At 68.8% G+C, this 15820-nt stretch carries 13 protein-coding genes; 7 read left to right on the top strand and 6 right to left on the bottom strand.

Annotation, left to right across the window (positions count from 1 at the left end; translation table 11 throughout):
- Positions 1-485: 485 nt before the first annotated feature.
- On the bottom strand, positions 486-1157 hold the full coding sequence (locus tag ABZX22_RS28605; RefSeq protein WP_354914513.1) for a response regulator transcription factor: 672 nt from the start codon (positions 1155-1157) through the stop codon (positions 486-488).
- Positions 1154-2368: a sensor histidine kinase gene (locus ABZX22_RS28610; protein WP_354914515.1), complete on the bottom strand. Its 1215-nt coding sequence runs from the start codon at positions 2366-2368 to the stop codon at positions 1154-1156. The genes ABZX22_RS28605 and ABZX22_RS28610 overlap by 4 nt, the downstream gene beginning before the upstream one ends.
- A 289-nt stretch (positions 2369-2657) precedes the next feature.
- On the opposite strand from ABZX22_RS28610, the gene ABZX22_RS28615 reads away from it, so the two are divergent.
- From ABZX22_RS28615 to ABZX22_RS28635, 5 genes are all read left to right on the top strand, one after another.
- The gene (locus ABZX22_RS28615) at positions 2658-3809 is read left to right on the top strand and encodes a monooxygenase (protein ID WP_354914517.1); all 1152 of its coding nucleotides are present in this window, start codon (positions 2658-2660) and stop codon (positions 3807-3809) included.
- A complete protein-coding gene (locus ABZX22_RS28620; protein ID WP_354914519.1) occupies positions 3806-4333 on the top strand; it encodes a Rieske (2Fe-2S) protein in 528 nt (175 codons plus the stop codon). The genes ABZX22_RS28615 and ABZX22_RS28620 overlap by 4 nt, the downstream gene beginning before the upstream one ends.
- A gap of 55 nt (positions 4334-4388) precedes the next feature.
- Positions 4389-6560 carry an MMPL family transporter gene (locus ABZX22_RS28625; protein WP_354914521.1) on the top strand — a complete coding sequence of 724 codons (2172 nt, stop codon included), beginning with the start codon at positions 4389-4391 and terminating at the stop codon, positions 6558-6560.
- A gap of 287 nt (positions 6561-6847) precedes the next feature.
- On the top strand, positions 6848-7201 hold the full coding sequence (locus ABZX22_RS28630; protein WP_354914523.1) for a hypothetical protein: 354 nt from the start codon (positions 6848-6850) through the stop codon (positions 7199-7201).
- A gap of 415 nt (positions 7202-7616) precedes the next feature.
- Entirely contained in the window at positions 7617-9287 is a 1671-nt protein-coding gene (locus ABZX22_RS28635) for a protein kinase (RefSeq protein ID WP_354914525.1), read from the top strand.
- 369 nt (positions 9288-9656) lie between these two features.
- Here the strand turns inward: ABZX22_RS28635 and ABZX22_RS28640 are convergent, their stop codons facing one another.
- The 3 genes from ABZX22_RS28640 to ABZX22_RS28650 form a co-directional block, all read right to left on the bottom strand.
- Positions 9657-10577 (bottom strand): RICIN domain-containing protein, encoded by a 921-nt coding sequence (locus ABZX22_RS28640; protein WP_354914527.1) that lies wholly within the window; start codon positions 10575-10577, stop codon positions 9657-9659.
- On the bottom strand, positions 10550-11239 hold the full coding sequence (locus ABZX22_RS28645; protein WP_354914528.1) for an endonuclease/exonuclease/phosphatase family protein: 690 nt from the start codon (positions 11237-11239) through the stop codon (positions 10550-10552). Before ABZX22_RS28645 ends, ABZX22_RS28640 begins: the two co-directional genes overlap by 28 nt.
- Positions 11240-11660: 421 nt before the next feature.
- Positions 11661-12245, bottom strand: coding sequence for a hypothetical protein (locus ABZX22_RS28650; protein WP_354914530.1), 585 nt, complete (start codon positions 12243-12245; stop codon positions 11661-11663).
- A 365-nt stretch (positions 12246-12610) separates the two neighbouring features.
- Between ABZX22_RS28650 and ABZX22_RS28655 the strand changes: the two genes are divergently transcribed.
- Positions 12611-13339, top strand: coding sequence for an SDR family oxidoreductase (locus tag ABZX22_RS28655; protein WP_354914532.1), 729 nt, complete (start codon positions 12611-12613; stop codon positions 13337-13339).
- Between the two features lie 43 nt (positions 13340-13382).
- On the opposite strand, the gene ABZX22_RS28660 is transcribed toward ABZX22_RS28655, so the two are convergent.
- On the bottom strand, positions 13383-14111 hold the full coding sequence (locus tag ABZX22_RS28660; protein ID WP_354914534.1) for a TetR/AcrR family transcriptional regulator C-terminal domain-containing protein: 729 nt from the start codon (positions 14109-14111) through the stop codon (positions 13383-13385).
- 190 nt (positions 14112-14301) lie between these two features.
- Between ABZX22_RS28660 and ABZX22_RS28665 the strand changes: the two genes are divergently transcribed.
- The gene (locus tag ABZX22_RS28665; protein ID WP_354914536.1) at positions 14302-15771 is read left to right on the top strand and encodes an MFS transporter; all 1470 of its coding nucleotides are present in this window, start codon (positions 14302-14304) and stop codon (positions 15769-15771) included.
- Positions 15772-15820 lie beyond the last annotated feature (49 nt).

Here is a 15820-nt window from a genome sequence, read left to right on the forward strand (position 1 = left end):
GATCCGCCGCCGTCAACGCACCGGCATACTCAACAGGCTGGGACACGCGGACACGCTCGCACGTCCCAGCCTGATCACGCAGCGAAACCAAGCAGATACCAGGCGCGATCTAGTGATGTAGTACTAGCCGTGTCACATCGGAGGAGGAAGCCATGACTGCGCCGAGCAGGAGCAGGAAACGGGCCCTGGTCGTGGGGCTCGGCGTCAGCGGCATCGCCACGGCGATCGCCTTTCGGGGCATCAGCTGGGATCCGGTGATCGTGGAGAGAGCGCCGGGCCGTCGATCGGGTGGTTACTTCGTCGTGCTTTTCGGCGCCGGTCGGGCTGCCGGCAGGCGCAGGTCTCTGGCTCAGGGGCGGCGGTCGCCGGTGACTGCTCGGTCAGACCGCAGGCCGCCGCTTGGGGCGTTCCACCGCGTTGGACAACGGCAAGCTCACCTCCATCCGGATGAGCTCGTCGCTGCGCGAACGCGGCGTGGTCGTGCCTTACAGGGCCGGGCTGACCAGCCCTGTCTGGTAAGCGATGAACACCAGCTGCGCACGGTCGCGCGCCTCCAGTTTCGCCATCGCGCGGCTGACATGGGTGCGCGCGGTGGCCGGGCTGAGAAACAACGCGGCACCGATCTCCTGATTGCTCAGGCCCTGCCCCACCAGGGCCAGGACCTCGCGCTCGCGATCGGTCAGCACCGCGAGCCGGTTCGCTGCGACCCTGGCGACCGTTCGCCGAGCGGTGAGCTGGCCGATCAGGCGCCGGGTGATCCGCGGCGCGAGCAGCGCCTCGCCGGCGGCGATCACCCGGATGGCGTGCAAGAGCTCGGCCGGTCCGGCATCTTTGAGCAGGAAGCCGCTGGCGCCGGCCTGCAACGCATCGAGGACGTACTCGTCGGTGTCGTAGGTGGTGAGGATGAGGACTCGCACCTGCTCCAACCCGCGCGTCCCGGTGATCTGGGCGGTGGCTTGGATCCCGTCCAGCTTCGGCATGCGGATGTCCATGAGGACGACGTCGGGGCGGGTGGCGCGAGCCGTTTCGACGGCTTCGGCGCCGTTGGCGGCTTCGCCCACCACCGTGAGGCCCTCCTCGAGGTCGAGCAGGACCTTGAACCCGGATCGCACGAGCCTCTCGTCGTCGGCCAGCAACACCTTGATCGGAGCGTTCACAGGCGTGCCCCGCTCAGCGCGAGGGGCAGCCGGGCCCTGACCTCGAACCCGCCGCCCGGAAGCGGCCCGGCGTCGAGCTCCCCGCCCAGCAGTTGACAGCGTTCGCGCATGCCGAGAATCCCGCGACCCGCTGGGCGCGGATCCGCCGAGCGATGGCCTGGGGCGGCACGGCTCCCCTCATCGGTCACGCGGATCTCCAGGGCCTCGATCCCGGGGTTCAGCGCGACCGTCACCCTGGTGGGACCGGCGTGGCGGACCACGTTGGTGATCGATTCTTGAACGATGCGGTAGGCGGCGCTCCCCACCGCGCTGGGCAACGGAGCCGCGGGCGAGGTCTCCTCGAGCTCGACCTCCAGCCCGGCCTCACGCGCCTTGGCGGCCAGTTCGTCGATCTGCCCCAGACCTGGGTACGGCTCGCGCCGGCCGTCGTCGCCATTGTCGTCGCGGAGCACCCCGAGGATGGCTCGCATCTCGTGGAGTGCCCGGGAACTGGTCTGCTCGATGGCATGCAGCGCCTCGCGCGCCACGTCCGGCCGCTTGTCGAGCACGTGCGCGGTGACACCGGACTGGACGTTGATGATCGCTATGGCGTGCGCGACGGTGTCGTGAACCTCGCGCGCGATCCGGAGCCTTTCGGCGTCGACCCGCGCCCGCGCTTCCTCCTCGCGCGTCCGTTCGGCCAACTCGGCCCGCTCCTGCGCTTCGGTCGCGATGACCTGCCGTGTCCGGACGGACTCGCCGAGCGCCGCGCTCATGACCGACGCGCCGATCCGGAAGAACACCCACCCGACGGCGGCGCGTGGCTCGATGTCGGCAGCGGCGACCAGCCAGACGGCGGTGAGCACCGAGGTGCCCACACCGGCGATCACCAGCGACCGGCGCCCGTCACCGTAGGCGGTGAGGGTGTACAGGGCGACGAAGAGCCCGAGCCAGCCAGGCCCGTCCGGGAAGTCGAGGCTGTAGTACACCGAGCTGGCGAGCGCGGCGGTGACGAACGCCGGCACCGGCCATCGGCGGCGGACGGCGACGACCACGCCGCTCACGATCAGCAGGCCGAACCCCAGATGTCCGAGGTCGGTGAGTGGGCGCTGCACCACCTCGCCGGTATTGCGGACGATCGTGCCCTGAACCTGCATCACGGTGATGAAGAGCGCGAGTAACACGTCCTGCGCCTGCGCCGGCAGGCGCGACCACATCACGCGATGTTTCATGCCGCGATCCTACGGTTCCCGCGCGTGGGAGCACTCCGCTCAGCTGCGCGAGCGCCTACGACGACGGACGTAGCCGGGCACGAGACGGCTACGCAGAACTGCGTAGGCGCTGCCGTCGCTGGTCGGAGGCCCACGGCGGCTCGGCAACGCGACGATGAATCCCGCGAAAGACCTGCGAACACCTCCATGAGGGCAGCCCATCAGCTGGACGCATGCCATGCCCAGCGCTTGGGCGTGCCCGTGCCAGACACGAAAGGTCATCATGAGAATACGGATGAGGCACCGGCGCATGACTGCCCTGGCAGCGGGTTCGGTGGCCATGGTGATGGGGCTCGCCGCCTGCACGTCGGAATCCGCGGATTCCGTGGCAGCCCCGGCGCCGCACCAGGGCCATGGCAGTTCCTCGCCCGCGGCATCGCAGCCGCTGCGGACCGGCGAGCGGTTCGTCAACCTGACCATGCCGGAGTCGTATACGCCGTCCGCTCCCCAGGGCGGCACCGATGACTATCGGTGCCTGCTGATCGATCCACACGTGACCAAGCCGATGTTCCTGACCGGAGCCCTCTTCCAGCCCCAGAATGCGAAGATCGTGCACCACGCCGTCGTCCAGGTGGTGGCACCCGAGGCCGCAGCGCGGGCGCACGCCAAGGACGCCGAGACGCAGGGCCCCGGCTGGACCTGTTTCGGCGACACCGGGTTGGGCCGGGTAGCGGGGACCTACGCCAGCGCCTGGACCCCCAACGGCACAGAAAGCGTCCTGAAGCAGGACGTCGGCTTCCCCGTCAAGCCCGGCAGCCTGATCGTCGTTCAGGCGCACTACAACCTGCTGGCCACCGACGGCCGCACGGGCGAGACGGACCGGTCCAGCGTCCGGTTGCGACTGACCGACGGCACGGCGGCCACCAAACCCCTGCGCACGCTCCCTCTGCAGGCGCCGATCGAACTGCCCTGCGCCAGTGGGGAGTCCGGTGTGCTGTGCGACCGCGCCGCCTCGGTCGTGGATGTCACCAAGCGCTTCGGCGACAGAGTCGGGGGCATCGCCCAGCAATTGCTGGAACTCTGCGGCAACGGCAAGCCGGTGCCCGGCAACACCCAGCGCTGCGATTACCCGATACAGCAGCCCATGACGGTGTACGCGGCGCTGGGACACATGCACATGCTCGGGCGCTCGATCAAGGTCGAGCTCAATCCCGGCACCGCCCAGGCCCAGACCTTGCTCGACGTCCCCACCTTCGACTTCGACAATCAGAAGACCTGGCCATTGCCCACCCCTGTCGACGTCAAGCCAGGGGACACGCTGCGGGTCACCTGCACTCACGACGCCAGTTTGCGGAAGCAACTGCCGGCGCTGAGCAAACTCCCACCGCGATACGTGGTCTGGGGCGACGGCTCAAGCGATGAAATGTGCACCGGCTTCATGATCACCTCGGCTGCCGCATGAAGATGATGCGCCGGGTACTGCTGCCGCTGCGCGCGAAGGTGCGTCGCAAACTCGGTCTACTGACGCGTGGCACGCCGGATGAGGGGCCGGCCGTGCAGGAGGACGTCAAGCGCCGAACCGCGCTACGGGGCGGTCTGATCGCGGCCGCGACGACCGTTGTCGGAGTGGCCGCGGGGAGCGCGCTGACACTCGCCCGGCGCCCCGAGACCTCCCCGGAGGACTCGCCGAGCACCGGGCCGGTGATCGCTGCCGCCGCCGACATCACCGCCGGATCGGCGAGACCCTTCACCGCGCCGAACGGGGCACCTGCCTATCTCCTGCGCCCGACCCCGGACACCTTCCTGGCGTTCAACGCCACCTGCACCCATCAGGGTTGCCCGGTCTCCTACGTCGGTCCCGGATTTCGCTGCCCTTGCCACGGCTCCACCTTCGACGAGAACGGCCAGGTGACCGGAGGGCCGGCGCGCGCATCGCTGATCGAAATCCCGGTCAAGGTCGTCGACGGCCAGGTCACGATCGCCTGAAGGCTCTGGGACAGACGAGTCCTTCGGTTATTGCCAACGACGTTGAGGAGAAGAATTGAGCACGTCCAACACCGATGGAGCCCTGGCCAGGCTGGCCCGATTCTGTTATCGGCGCCGCCGTCTGGTCCTGCTTGCCTGGATCGTCGGCGTGATCGCCGTGGCGGTGGTCGGCTTCGGGTACGGCGCGGCCCCCGACAACGACTTCACCGGCGGAAATTCCGAATCCGCCAAGGCGCAGGAATTGATCGAGCGGCATTTCCCCGAGCAGGAAGGCGACACGCTGACCCTCGCGATCAAGGCGGACAAGGGAATCGATGATCCCGCCGCCCGGCAGAAGATCGAGAAGGTCCTCGCCGGGCTCGCCGACTCTGCTGTCACCGGACCGATGACGTCGCCGTATGACGACAAGAGCCTGGTGACGGCGGACCGTCGGATCGCCCGCACGACGATCCCGCTGAGCGACAAAGAGGTGGACAAGACCGAGGTCAAGCCTCTGGTGGACCTGGTAAAGGCGGCCTCCGACGACAGCGTCACGCTTGGCCTGGGCGGGTACATGGCGGAAAAGGCTGAGACGCCCCCGCAGGGTCCGGCCGAAAGCGTCGGCCTCCTGGCGGCAGCGGTGATCTTGTTCATCGCCTTCGGCTCGCTGGTGGCGATGGGTTTGCCGATCGTGACCGCCCTCCTGGCGATCGCGGCCGGCCTCGCGCTGATGAAGCTGGTCGGTTACCTGGTTCCCGGGCCGGATTTCACCTTGGTCTTCGGCGCGATGATCGGGCTCGGGGTCGGTATCGACTACGCCCTGTTCATCGTGACCCGGTACAAGGACAGCCTGCAGGAGGGCGATGACCCCGAGAGCGCCACGGTCAAGGCCCTCACCACGGCCGGGCATGCGGTGCTGTTCGCCGGCGTCACCGTTGTGATCGCGTTGCTGGGCCTGGTCGTCATGGGGCAGCGGCTGATGACCGGGGTGGCCGTCGCCACGTCGGTGATCGTGCTGGTGACGATGATCGCCGCGGTGACCCTGCTGCCCGCGTTCCTGGGCTTCACCGGCTACAAGATCAACTCGCTGCGCCTGCCCCGTCGCGCGCCGCGGGGCAACCAGCCCGTCACCGGTGCGTCCCGGCAGCGCCGTACCCCCGCCGAGCGCTGGGCCGGCACGGTGCAGCGCAGGCCGGTGATCGCCGCGACGCTGGCCGGCGCGGTTCTGCTGGTGCTGGCCGCTCCCACCTTGTCCATGCGGCTGAGCCAGCCTGACGCCAGCGTTCAGCCCCACGACAGGAGCAGCTACACCTCCTACAAGATCCTGTCCGAAGGCTTCGGACCCGGCTACGGCGCACCGCTGATCTTCACCACGCAGGTCGACTCCACTGGCGCCGACCTGAGCCCCGTCGTCGAAGCGGTGCGCAACACCGACGGCATCGCCTACGCCACACCACCTCGCGTCAGCCGGGACGGGCGGGCCGCCACCTTCATCGCCTTCCCCTCGACCGGCTACCAGGATGAGGCGACCGCGAACCTGGTGTACAAGCTCCGCGACGAGGTGCTGCCCAACGCACCCGGTGGCCGGAACGTCCTCGTCGGCGGCCCGAACGCCGCCACCATCGACGTCGCGGAGGAGTCCGGCTCGCGCCTGCCTCTGATGATCGCGGTCGTCATCGCGATCTCCATGGTGCTTCTGATCGCCCTGGTCCGGTCGGTCACGATCGCCCTGCAGGCGGCGGTCATGAACCTGCTGTCCATCGGCGCCGCTTACGGGGTGATCGTCGCGGTCGTCCAATGGGGATGGTTCGGCCCCGCCCTCGGCTTTCCCGCCGCCATGCCGGTCACGACCTGGGTCCCGATGATGATGTTCCCGGTCCTGTTCGGCCTGTCGATGGACTACCAGGTCTTTCTGATCTCCCGGGTCCGTGAGGAATACGAGCGAACCGGCGACACCCGCACGGCCGTTGCCCGAGGGCTGGCAGGGACCGCCAAGGTCATCACGGCCGCCGCCGCTATCATGATCGCCGTCTTCACCACGTCCCTGCTCGGCCCGGACATCGCCGTCAAGCAGGGAGGCCTGGGCATGGCCGTCGCCGTGCTCATCGACGCCACCATCGTCCGGATGATCCTCGTTCCCGCCGTCATGGAGCTGTTCGGCAAGGCCAACTGGTGGATGCCCGGACGCCGGGCGTCGAAGTCGGCCCCGGCCGCACCGGCCAGGCTCGAAGAACAGGCCGGAGTCTGACCCCTCGCCGAACCGGCGTGCCGGAAACCTACGGGCGGGTTCCGCACCGGCCGAGGTGGCCCGCGAGTTCGGCATGAACGCCAGCACCCTCGCAGCTGGGTGAACGTGCGCAAGGCCGCCCACCCGGACCGTGAGCGGCCGTTGGCCCAGGCCCGGGCGGCTACACCGAGGTCTTCCAGCGCTGGGAGCCGTTCCGCACCCTGCGCACCCTGACCGCGCTGGCCGCTTTCGTCCTCGTAGTCACTGTCGCCGTCGTTGCCCGACCCGCTACCCGCTAAGGAAGAATCATGTTCTTGCGCATCGCGATCATCGCCCAGACCGTCGCTCTGCTGCTCCAGGCGGTGACCGCCGGGATGCTGCTAGCCTCGCCCGGCGGCTGGATGGCGCACAGTGCCACGGCCCCCGGTGTCGTGGTCACCGTGCTGCTGTGCCTGATCGCCGCGCTGGTGTCACGGCGGACAGGCGCCATCGTGCCCGCCGCTGGCATGCTGATCATGACGCTGGCCCAGATGGCGCTGGGCATGGCGCACGTGAAGAGCCTGCACGTGCCGCTGGGCGTGCTGATGTTCGGCGTGAGCATGGTGCAGCTGGCACGGGCCTGGTCCGTCAGCCGCACTGAGACGGCGTCGGCATCGCGATGACCAGACAGACGGCAGGCGCTGCGGCTGCTGGGCGTGGATGCGGCGCTGAGAAACTCTGGCTGCTCGCTGGCCGGACCCCGCTGCCCCAGCCAAGATCACCCGGTCGTCGACTCGCCGCCTTGCGGCCGGGTGGGCGCTGGTGGGAGCACGCACTGGAACAGCGGGAAGCCGCATGGGGTGCGCCGACACGGACACGAGTCGTGCCTCTGCCCGAGGTTCTCCCGGCCGCTCAGACTCCCAGGTGGGCATACGCACTCGCCATCCCGACGCGCTCGCTGCGAAACGCATGATTCCGGTGAGACCACGTCAGCTGGTATACAGGCCTACCGCAAGCGACAAGATCTTCCTTCGGGACACGCGCCCATTTGGGATCATCGTCCCCGACCGGTGCAGATCTCGACGCGAAAGAGGTGCCATGGCCGACCTCCTGCACGACGGCGATCCGACCCTCATCGGCTCCTACCGGCTGCACGCGAGGCTCGGCGGGGGAGGTATGGGGCAGGTGTTCCTGGGCCGTTCCCCGGGCGGGCGCCTGGTGGCGGTCAAGGTGGTCCGGCCAGAACTGGCCGGCAACGCCGACTTCCGGCGGCGTTTCGCCGCCGAGGTGGACGCGGCCCGTAAGGTCGGCGGGTTCTACACCGCGCAGGTCGTGGACGCCGACACCGATGCCGCCCGGCCGTGGCTGGCCACCGCCTACATCCCCGGTCCCTCCCTGCACCAGGCCGTCGACGAGCACGGGCCGCTCCCTCTGGAGTCGGCCGCGGTGCTCGGCGCGGGGCTGGCAGAAGGACTCGCCGCCGTGCACGGCTGCGGGATGGTGCACCGCGACCTCAAACCCGCCAACGTCATTCTCGCCGAGGACGGTCCCCGCCTGATCGACTTCGGCATCGCCCGCGCCCTGGACGCCACCAGCCATACCCAGACCTCCACCGTGCTGGGCACCGCGGCGTTCATGTCCCCTGAACAGGCAGTGGCGCAGGAGGTCGGGCCGGCCTCGGACGTGTTCTCGCTCGGCTGCGTGCTCGCATTCGCCGCCACCGGCCGCGGCCCGTTCGGAGCCGGCCCGGCCCACGCGGTCGTCTACCGCGTCGTGCACACCGAACCCGACCTGCGCGCGGTGCCCGCCCCGCTGGCCGATCTCGTGGCCGCCTGCCTGGCCAAGGACCCCGCCGCCCGGCCCGGCCTGCAGTACGTGCTGACCCGCCTCACCGCTCTTGCGACACCCGGCCAGGGACGGTGGCCGGAGGCGCTCACCCAGGTCATCACCGAACGCCGGACCACGGCACTGACCGCCCTGCACGACCCGGCCGCTGCAACCGGCGGTCTCCAGCAGATGCCGCCGCCGCCAGAGCACACTGGTCAGCAGCGTTCACCCCAATCGTTGCTGGTCAACGAACGCCGCCGGCGCCGCGGCAGCGGACCGAAGTTCCCCTCCACCGGCTACCAGATCGCCGTGTACGTGCTGCTCGCCCTGTTCGCCCTGGTGTCGGTGTCCACGGTGGCCCACCAGATCACCGTCCTCGACGACGCCGGACGGTACTACGACGAGTCGACCTTCGACGACATGCGCGATCTCCACGAGAGGGTCGGCGCCGTCCTATGGGCGGCCCAGATCGTCTCCGGCCTGGGGCTGGCGGCCTCGTGGCTGCTCTGGTTCCACCAAGCACGCGTCGCAGCCGAACAGCTCGCGCCCGGAAGGCTGCGATACCAGCCCTCCATGGCCGTGTACGGCTGGCTCATCCCGATCGGCAACCTGCTGCTGCCCAAACAGATCGCCGACGACATCTGGCACGCCTCCAGCCCGCCCGGACGCGACGGCACGACCGCGCCGGCCTGGCTCCTGCACGCGTGGTGGGCTCTGTGGCTGGCCACACTCCTGACCTGGCCCCTGTTCTGGATCGAATGGACCACACTTCTCGGGACAAGCTCCATACTCCGGGAGGATGGCGAGATCCTGACGTACGAGTTCAGGCTGAGAACCTGGCCCAGCCTGGCCGTGCACGCGCTGGTCGTGCCGACAACGATCGTCACTGCCCTGTTCGTGCGGCGGCTAGGCACCATGCAGGCGGCCAGACTCGACAACTGACCGCCGAGCACCTCCACGCCGGCTGTCGGGTTCCGGCCGTCAGGTGCTCGCCGGGTCCGTCATCGAGGCGCCGGTGTCGGGCCAGGGCTCGCGGGGTGACGACAGTCGGCTCCGAACCCGCCGGGCTTCACTCCTCTGCCTGCTCCTCCTTCAGGCGCGTCTCCTCGCCCGATCCGCAGCGGCTTCGATCATGGGTCATATGGGCAAGCATGATCGCGAGTTCGTGGCCGAGGAGTGGTTCGATCGGTATCTGACTGAACGGCAATTCTGGTGGGCGGCTGGGGCGCGAGCGGACCGCCGCCCGCGCCCCAGCCGGTTACTGGGTCACCATGACCCAGCCGGGCACGGGGACGCCGGGCGCGTACCGGTTCACGGTGAGCTGGTCGTTGTCCGGTGCGGGAGGGTTGAGGAACACGCGGTCGGAAGGCGAGGTGTAGTTGCTGAGGAACACTCCGCCCGAGCCGTTGGGCGTGCGGCACCACAGGTAGCCGTCGTCGTTGGCGCGGAAGTCGCCGATCGTGACCGCGCTGTGGTCCAGGGGCTCTTGCGGGTGGCCCGCCGTCGAGTTGACGTACTTCTGGTCGATGACCAGGTAGGAGCAGTCGTCCGCGCCGGTCTGGCCCCCGGGGATCGTGATGAAGCGCTGCCAGGGCCGGGCGACAGGATCATCGGGGCGGGATCGGTCTCGAGGAGGTCGGCCTCGATCGCCAGCGGCGGGTTGGCCGACCCGAACAGGAGGACCTCGTTCATCTGCTCCGCCGTACCGGCTGCCTGGAGGAACCAGCGCTGGCCGGTCGAGCCGTCGAAGTCGCGGCCCGCCAGCGCCCCACCGCTGGTGAGGACGGTGAGCACCTGCTGGGTGGCGTGGTTCTCCAGCGTCCAGGTGCCGTCGCCCTGGTAGACGGGGCGCCAGAGCTGGTCCATCGCCTCGTTCGGCCACAGCACCATCCGCGCGTCGCGGGCGCCGGCCTCCTGCCCCAGGTAGCGGCCCGCCCACGGGTTGCCCGCGATCAGCCGGTAGTAGCCGGGGAACTCGGCTTCGGCCGACAGGCGGAACACCTGGGTCGGCGCCTGGGCGGAGCGCGACTGGTCGCTGACCGCGTGGCTGCTGCTGCCGCTGCCGGAGGGTCCGGCCAGGTTGGTGGTGGCGGCGTTGCGCAGCACGACCGTCTGCGGCAGCGGGGGCACCACCTGGGCCGGGGGCGCCGCGGGGTCGGGCAGGTTGCTGAGTTCGAACGTGACGGGGAAATGATCGGAGATGGTCATCCTGCTGGACATGCCGATTGACATGACGTTGGGCTGCCCGGCGCCGACGGGGACGACCGCGTAGTCGAGGACCCGCGACGTGACCGGATCTCCGTTGGCGGGCTGGGGGTGTGCGGGGCGAACACCCTGAACTCCCCGGCGAGCACGGTGGACAGCGACCGGTCCGGCGTGCCGTCCGTCGGCGGACGCGGCGCGCGGTTGTAGTCGCCCAGGGCGATCCAGGGCAGGGGCGTCCCGCCGGGTCCCGCGGTGGCCATCCGGGCGCGGATGTTGCGCAGCAGACCAGGGTCGTCGTTGCCCGCGCCGTTCCCCGAGAGCCCGTGAATCGTGAAGTAGACGACACCGCCGATGTTGACGCCGAGCGCGGGCCGGCCGACCCAGCCGTCGTCCAGCCCGGCCTGGACCACGTAGATGTTCTGCGGCTGGACCTGCGTGCGGGTGGCGATGGCCAGGTTCACCCGGCCGGTGGCGCTGTTCCAGGCATCGTCCGTGCGAAGCCAGTACAGGTAGCGCGGCCTGCCTCTGGTCCCGCCGTACTCGTACTCGCGGACCGGGGGCAGCGAGCCGTCCCCCAGGTAGAACACGTCCTGCGGGACGTCCCGCAGATGCCTGGCGGTGTTGGGCGGGCCGCCGGCCTCCTGCAGCAGGGCGACGTCGGCCCCGGTCTGCGTCATCAGCGCGTTCACGCCCAGGGTGTACCATTCGTTCGACTCGGCGCTTATTGTGCTCAACTTGAACGATAGGCCTTCTATCAGCATTAGCCACCAATTGGTGCGCTCCGCCTCTAGGTCCGGCTGGTTATTCAGGAGATGGTGTCGCCTCTCCTCTGTCGTGCTGGAGAGGAGAAGCGGCGCATAGTTGTCATTCTGGGAATGTGATCCCATGTCGAGCGGATGCATCCCTTCCTATGACGAGGGTTTCAGGCCCAGGTCTGAAGTGCCCGCTGTGGTTATTGATCTCCAGGCCGAAATACTTTCCGCCTGCCCCTGCAATGTGCGCTTCTCCGGCCGCGAGGACGTCATCCCCTCCACTTAGTACAGAGTGGAATATTTCCTGATTACCTACCATTTTGGGCACTGCGACGATATCGCCGTTGCGAAGCCAGGATCAGACGGCGGGCGGCGCGAGGTTGAGCGCCCGTGCCACCCGTTCGAGCACGTCGTCCCAGGGGCGGGCGGGAACGACCGGCACTCCAGCCGCTTCGGCCTGCGACGCCAGCCAGTCGCCGTACAGGCGGCTCACCACGGCCCGCCCGTGCTGCGCCCCTGCCGAGGGCTCGCGAAGCCGGTAGTTCTCGGCGATCTGCTCCTCGTCGCCCTCGTGCAGGAAGACCGCGCGCACGCCGTCCAGCTCCGCGGCCGTGGACGGCAACAGGTAGTCGCCCTCGACGACCACCGGCGTCATGGTCTCGAGATGGTTGGCGACCACCGCCCGCACCGCGGGGACGAGCGCCCGCGCCACGGAGATCTGCATCTCCACGATCCGCTCGTGAGGCAGGTGGACGGCCTCGGGGTTGGCCCGCCAATAGTGCAGCGCGGGCAGCTGCTCCGGCGTGGTCATGGCCTGCAGCGCCTCGACGATGTCGTCGATCTCGACGATAGGTGAGGCCAGGCGGCGCGCCAGGGGATAGGACACCTGGCTCTTGCCGGTCCCCGAAGCGCCGCCGAGCAGGATGATGGGGGCGTCGTTCACCCGTGGACCCTATCCGAGGACCTCGGCCGGCCGGTCCTGACCGGCAGGCGAAGACGACCGGCCCCGAATCCGTAAGGGGACGGACGTGCCATGACTCGATCCGCTCAAGGAATCGAGCCTCCATCAGACTCGGAGCGGTTCAGTTACGCAGCATGATGAGTTCTTAACAGAGCCGCTGCTGATGCGCTCGGGCGGAGGTCGAACGGGTCGGGCTTCAGCATGACCTCGCGCAACCCGGCCGACCGAAGCGGCGACAGCGTCTGCGAAAGCAGCGCGCATGCTCCGCCGTACCAAGAGTGGGACAGCCTGTCCTAGGTTAGGTTCGCCTCTCTCTGCCAGGGGCGTCTTCGCGCACAGTGGTAATCATGAGAATCTCGCTGGTTACCGGCGCTAACAAAGGGATCGGGTTCGAGATCGCCCGCCAACTGGGCGGGACCGTCCTCCTCGGCGCGCGCGACGAGGAGCGGGGCAGAAAGGCAGAGCTGGAACTGCGGGCTGAGCACGTTGACGCGCGGTTCGTCCACGTCGATGTCACGGACACCGATACCATCGAGAAAGCGGCAACGTGGATCGGCGAGGAATTCGGGCAGCTGGACGCGCTGATCAACAACGCGGGTAGTTCCCTTCTCGACTGGAACGTGTCGCCGAGCGAGGTGCCGCTCGATGCGGTGCGCCGTACCTACGAGGTCAATGTGATCGGGCCGATCGCGTTGATCAACGCGATGCTGCCACTGCTGCGGAAGGCGCCGGCCGCTCGGATCGTCAACGTGTCCAGTCGGCTGGGCTCGCTCACGTCCACCACCGACTGGGATTCGGGGGTCGGGAGAGTGAACCTCCTGGCCTACAACTCCTCGAAGAGCGCGTTGAACTCTATCACGGTGTCGTACGCCAAGGAGCTGAGAGACACTCCCATCAAGGTCAACGCGGTCAATCCCGGGTTTTGCGACACGGACATGGCTGCTGACATGGCCCGCGGTAACAGAGGGCTGCGCAGCGCGGCCGAGGGAGCGAGGGCGGCGGTCATGGCGGCGTTGCTGCCGGAGGACGGCCCGACGGGGACGTTCTTCGGAGAGGACGGCCCGCTTCCGTGGTGATCCAGCGGTCCGTCCAGGGCGCGCCGGCCTTCGTCGGCGCGCCCTAATCGTTGCCGGCGGGAGCCTTGGCCAGTTCGGCGGCGAACCCGCTGATGATGCCCCTGAGACCGAGCTCGAAGCGGTCAGTGAGGCCACGCTCGGTGAATCCTTCGGTGACGGCGACCAGGTTCGGGAAGCGGTCGGCCGGAAGGCTGCGAACGTACTCATGCATCTCGGCCAGACGTGCCGGTCCGTCGCCGCCTCGGCCGAAAGCGATCTCCTGAGAGGCGAAGCCGATCGCGAAGTAGATCAGGACCAGGTAGCAGTGGCTCGCCAGCCGGTTGTCGAACCCCGCCCAGCGCAGGGTACCGATCACATGTTCGGCCAGGCGTAGCCAGTTCGGCCCGAGCGGCACCCGGCCGGTCAGCAGGCGGGTGGCCTCGGGGTGGGCGAGCAGCACCCGACGCAGCTCGCGGGCGACGTCGGCGAGCCGGTCCGTCCACTCGCCCTCCTCCTGCGTGGGCAGTCGGCATTCCCCGAGCACGGCGTCGATCAAGAGCTCGAACAGCTCGTCTTTGCTGCGGACATGCCAGTAGAGCGAGGGCGACTTGATGTTCAGCTCGGTTGCCAGCCCGCGCATGCTGAACCCGTCGAGCCCCTCACCCTCGATCAGTTCGAGCGCCGCCCGCACGATCTCCGCTCGGTCGAGGCGCGGCTCGGAGGCCGGCTCCTCCCAGAGGGCGACCGGCGTGCGCCGTGGCCGAAGTTTGCCCGGTCGGGGTGGCTCAGTCATGAGATTTCGTCCGTTCGCTAGTGCACCCCAGTCTAGCATTGTTAGGAATGCCTATCACTGCTAGGCTAAATCTAGCGCTGTTAGGGAATCGATGGTTGGAGGCCCCGCAATGGACAGACAGCTACCTTCTGTCGCGGCCCAAGTGGTCGCGGCCCCCGAAGGCGAAAGAGGGCAGCCCGGATGGCGCCCTTTGATCGCGATCGTCACCGCGGTGGCCATGCTCATGATGAGCGCCACCGTGGTCACCGTGGCGCTGCCCGACATCCAGCGGGACCTCGGTGCCACGCTCACCGACCTGCAATGGGTGGTGAACGCGTTCACCCTGGCGATGGCGGTGTTCCAGCTGACCGCCGGCTCGCTCGGAGACCGCGTCGGTCGCAGGCGGATGTTCCTGATCGGCGTCACGCTGTTCGCCGTCGCCTCGCTGGCCTGCGGGCTCGCCTTCAGCCCGGCGGTTCTCATCGCTGCGCGGGCGGCCCAGGGGCTGGCCGGCGCGATCATGTTCGCCACCACGCTGGCGCTGGTCGCCCAGTGCTACACGGGTCAGGCAAGAGGCGTCGCGTTCGGCGTCCGGGGCGCCGTGGCCGGTGTCGCGGTCGCGCTCGGCCCGCTGCTCGGCGGCTTCCTGGTCGCCGGGCTGAACTGGCGGTGGATCTTCTTCGTCAACCTGCCGCTGGCCGCGTTCACGATGCTCCTCGCCTGGCCGAGCCTGCCTCGTCGTGAGGTGCTGCACCGGGGCCGGAGTCTGGACGTCGGTGGGCTGGTCACGCTGACGGCCGGTCTCGTCCTGCTGATGTTCGCGCTGCTGCGCGGTGAGGAGATGGGCTGGTCCAGCACGCCGGTGATCGTCATGCTCAGCGGTGCGGCTGTCGCGATGGCCGCGTTCCTGTTCATCGAGGCGCGTCACCCCGAACCGATGCTCGACCTGGCGCTCTTCCGTAACGTCAGCTTCACCGGCACCCAGCTCAGCACCATCGCCACGCACGGCAGCTTCTTCGCGCTGCTGGTGTATCTGTCGCTGTTCTTCCAGAACCAGCTCGGCTACAGCGCGCTGATGACCGGACTGTGCTTCCTCGCCGTCAACGTGCCGATCCTGCTGACTGGTCCGGTGGCGGGGGCCTTCATGGATCGCCTGCCGCCTCGGCTGCTGCCCACGATCGGACTTGTCCTGGTCGGCGTGGGGCTGCTCCTCATGAACGGGCTCACCCTCGGCTCGTCCTGGACCGCACTCGCCCCCGGCATGGTGGTGGCCGGGCTCGGGCTGGGCGTCACGTTGCCTGCCCTCGGTTCCCTCGCCATGGAAGTCGCCGACGAGCGCAAACTCGGCATGGCGGCCGGGGTCAACAACACCTTCAGCCAGACCGCCATGGCCGTGGGCATCGCCGTGTACGGCGTCGTCCTGGGACACCAGGTCACCGCCACCATGACCCGCGACCTGTCCGGCAGCGGCCTCGACCTGGACGGCCTCACGCAGGCAGCCTCCAGCGGAGCGATCTCGGAAGCGGTCGGGCACCTGCCGGGGTCGGTCAGGGACTCCGTGGTGCAGGCCGCCCACCAGGGCTTCATCGCCGGTCTCAACCAGCTCTTCTTCGTCGTGGCCGGGGTCGCCTTCGTCGGCGCGGCGCTGACCGCGGTCCTTATCCGCCGACGGTCGGTCTGACAGACCAGAGGAGACGAGACGCGGTACCGGCATCGTCCGTGGTACGCGG

The organism is Nonomuraea sp. NPDC003804 (assembly GCF_040610675.1).
Taxonomy (GTDB): Bacteria; Actinomycetota; Actinomycetes; order Streptosporangiales; family Streptosporangiaceae; genus Nonomuraea.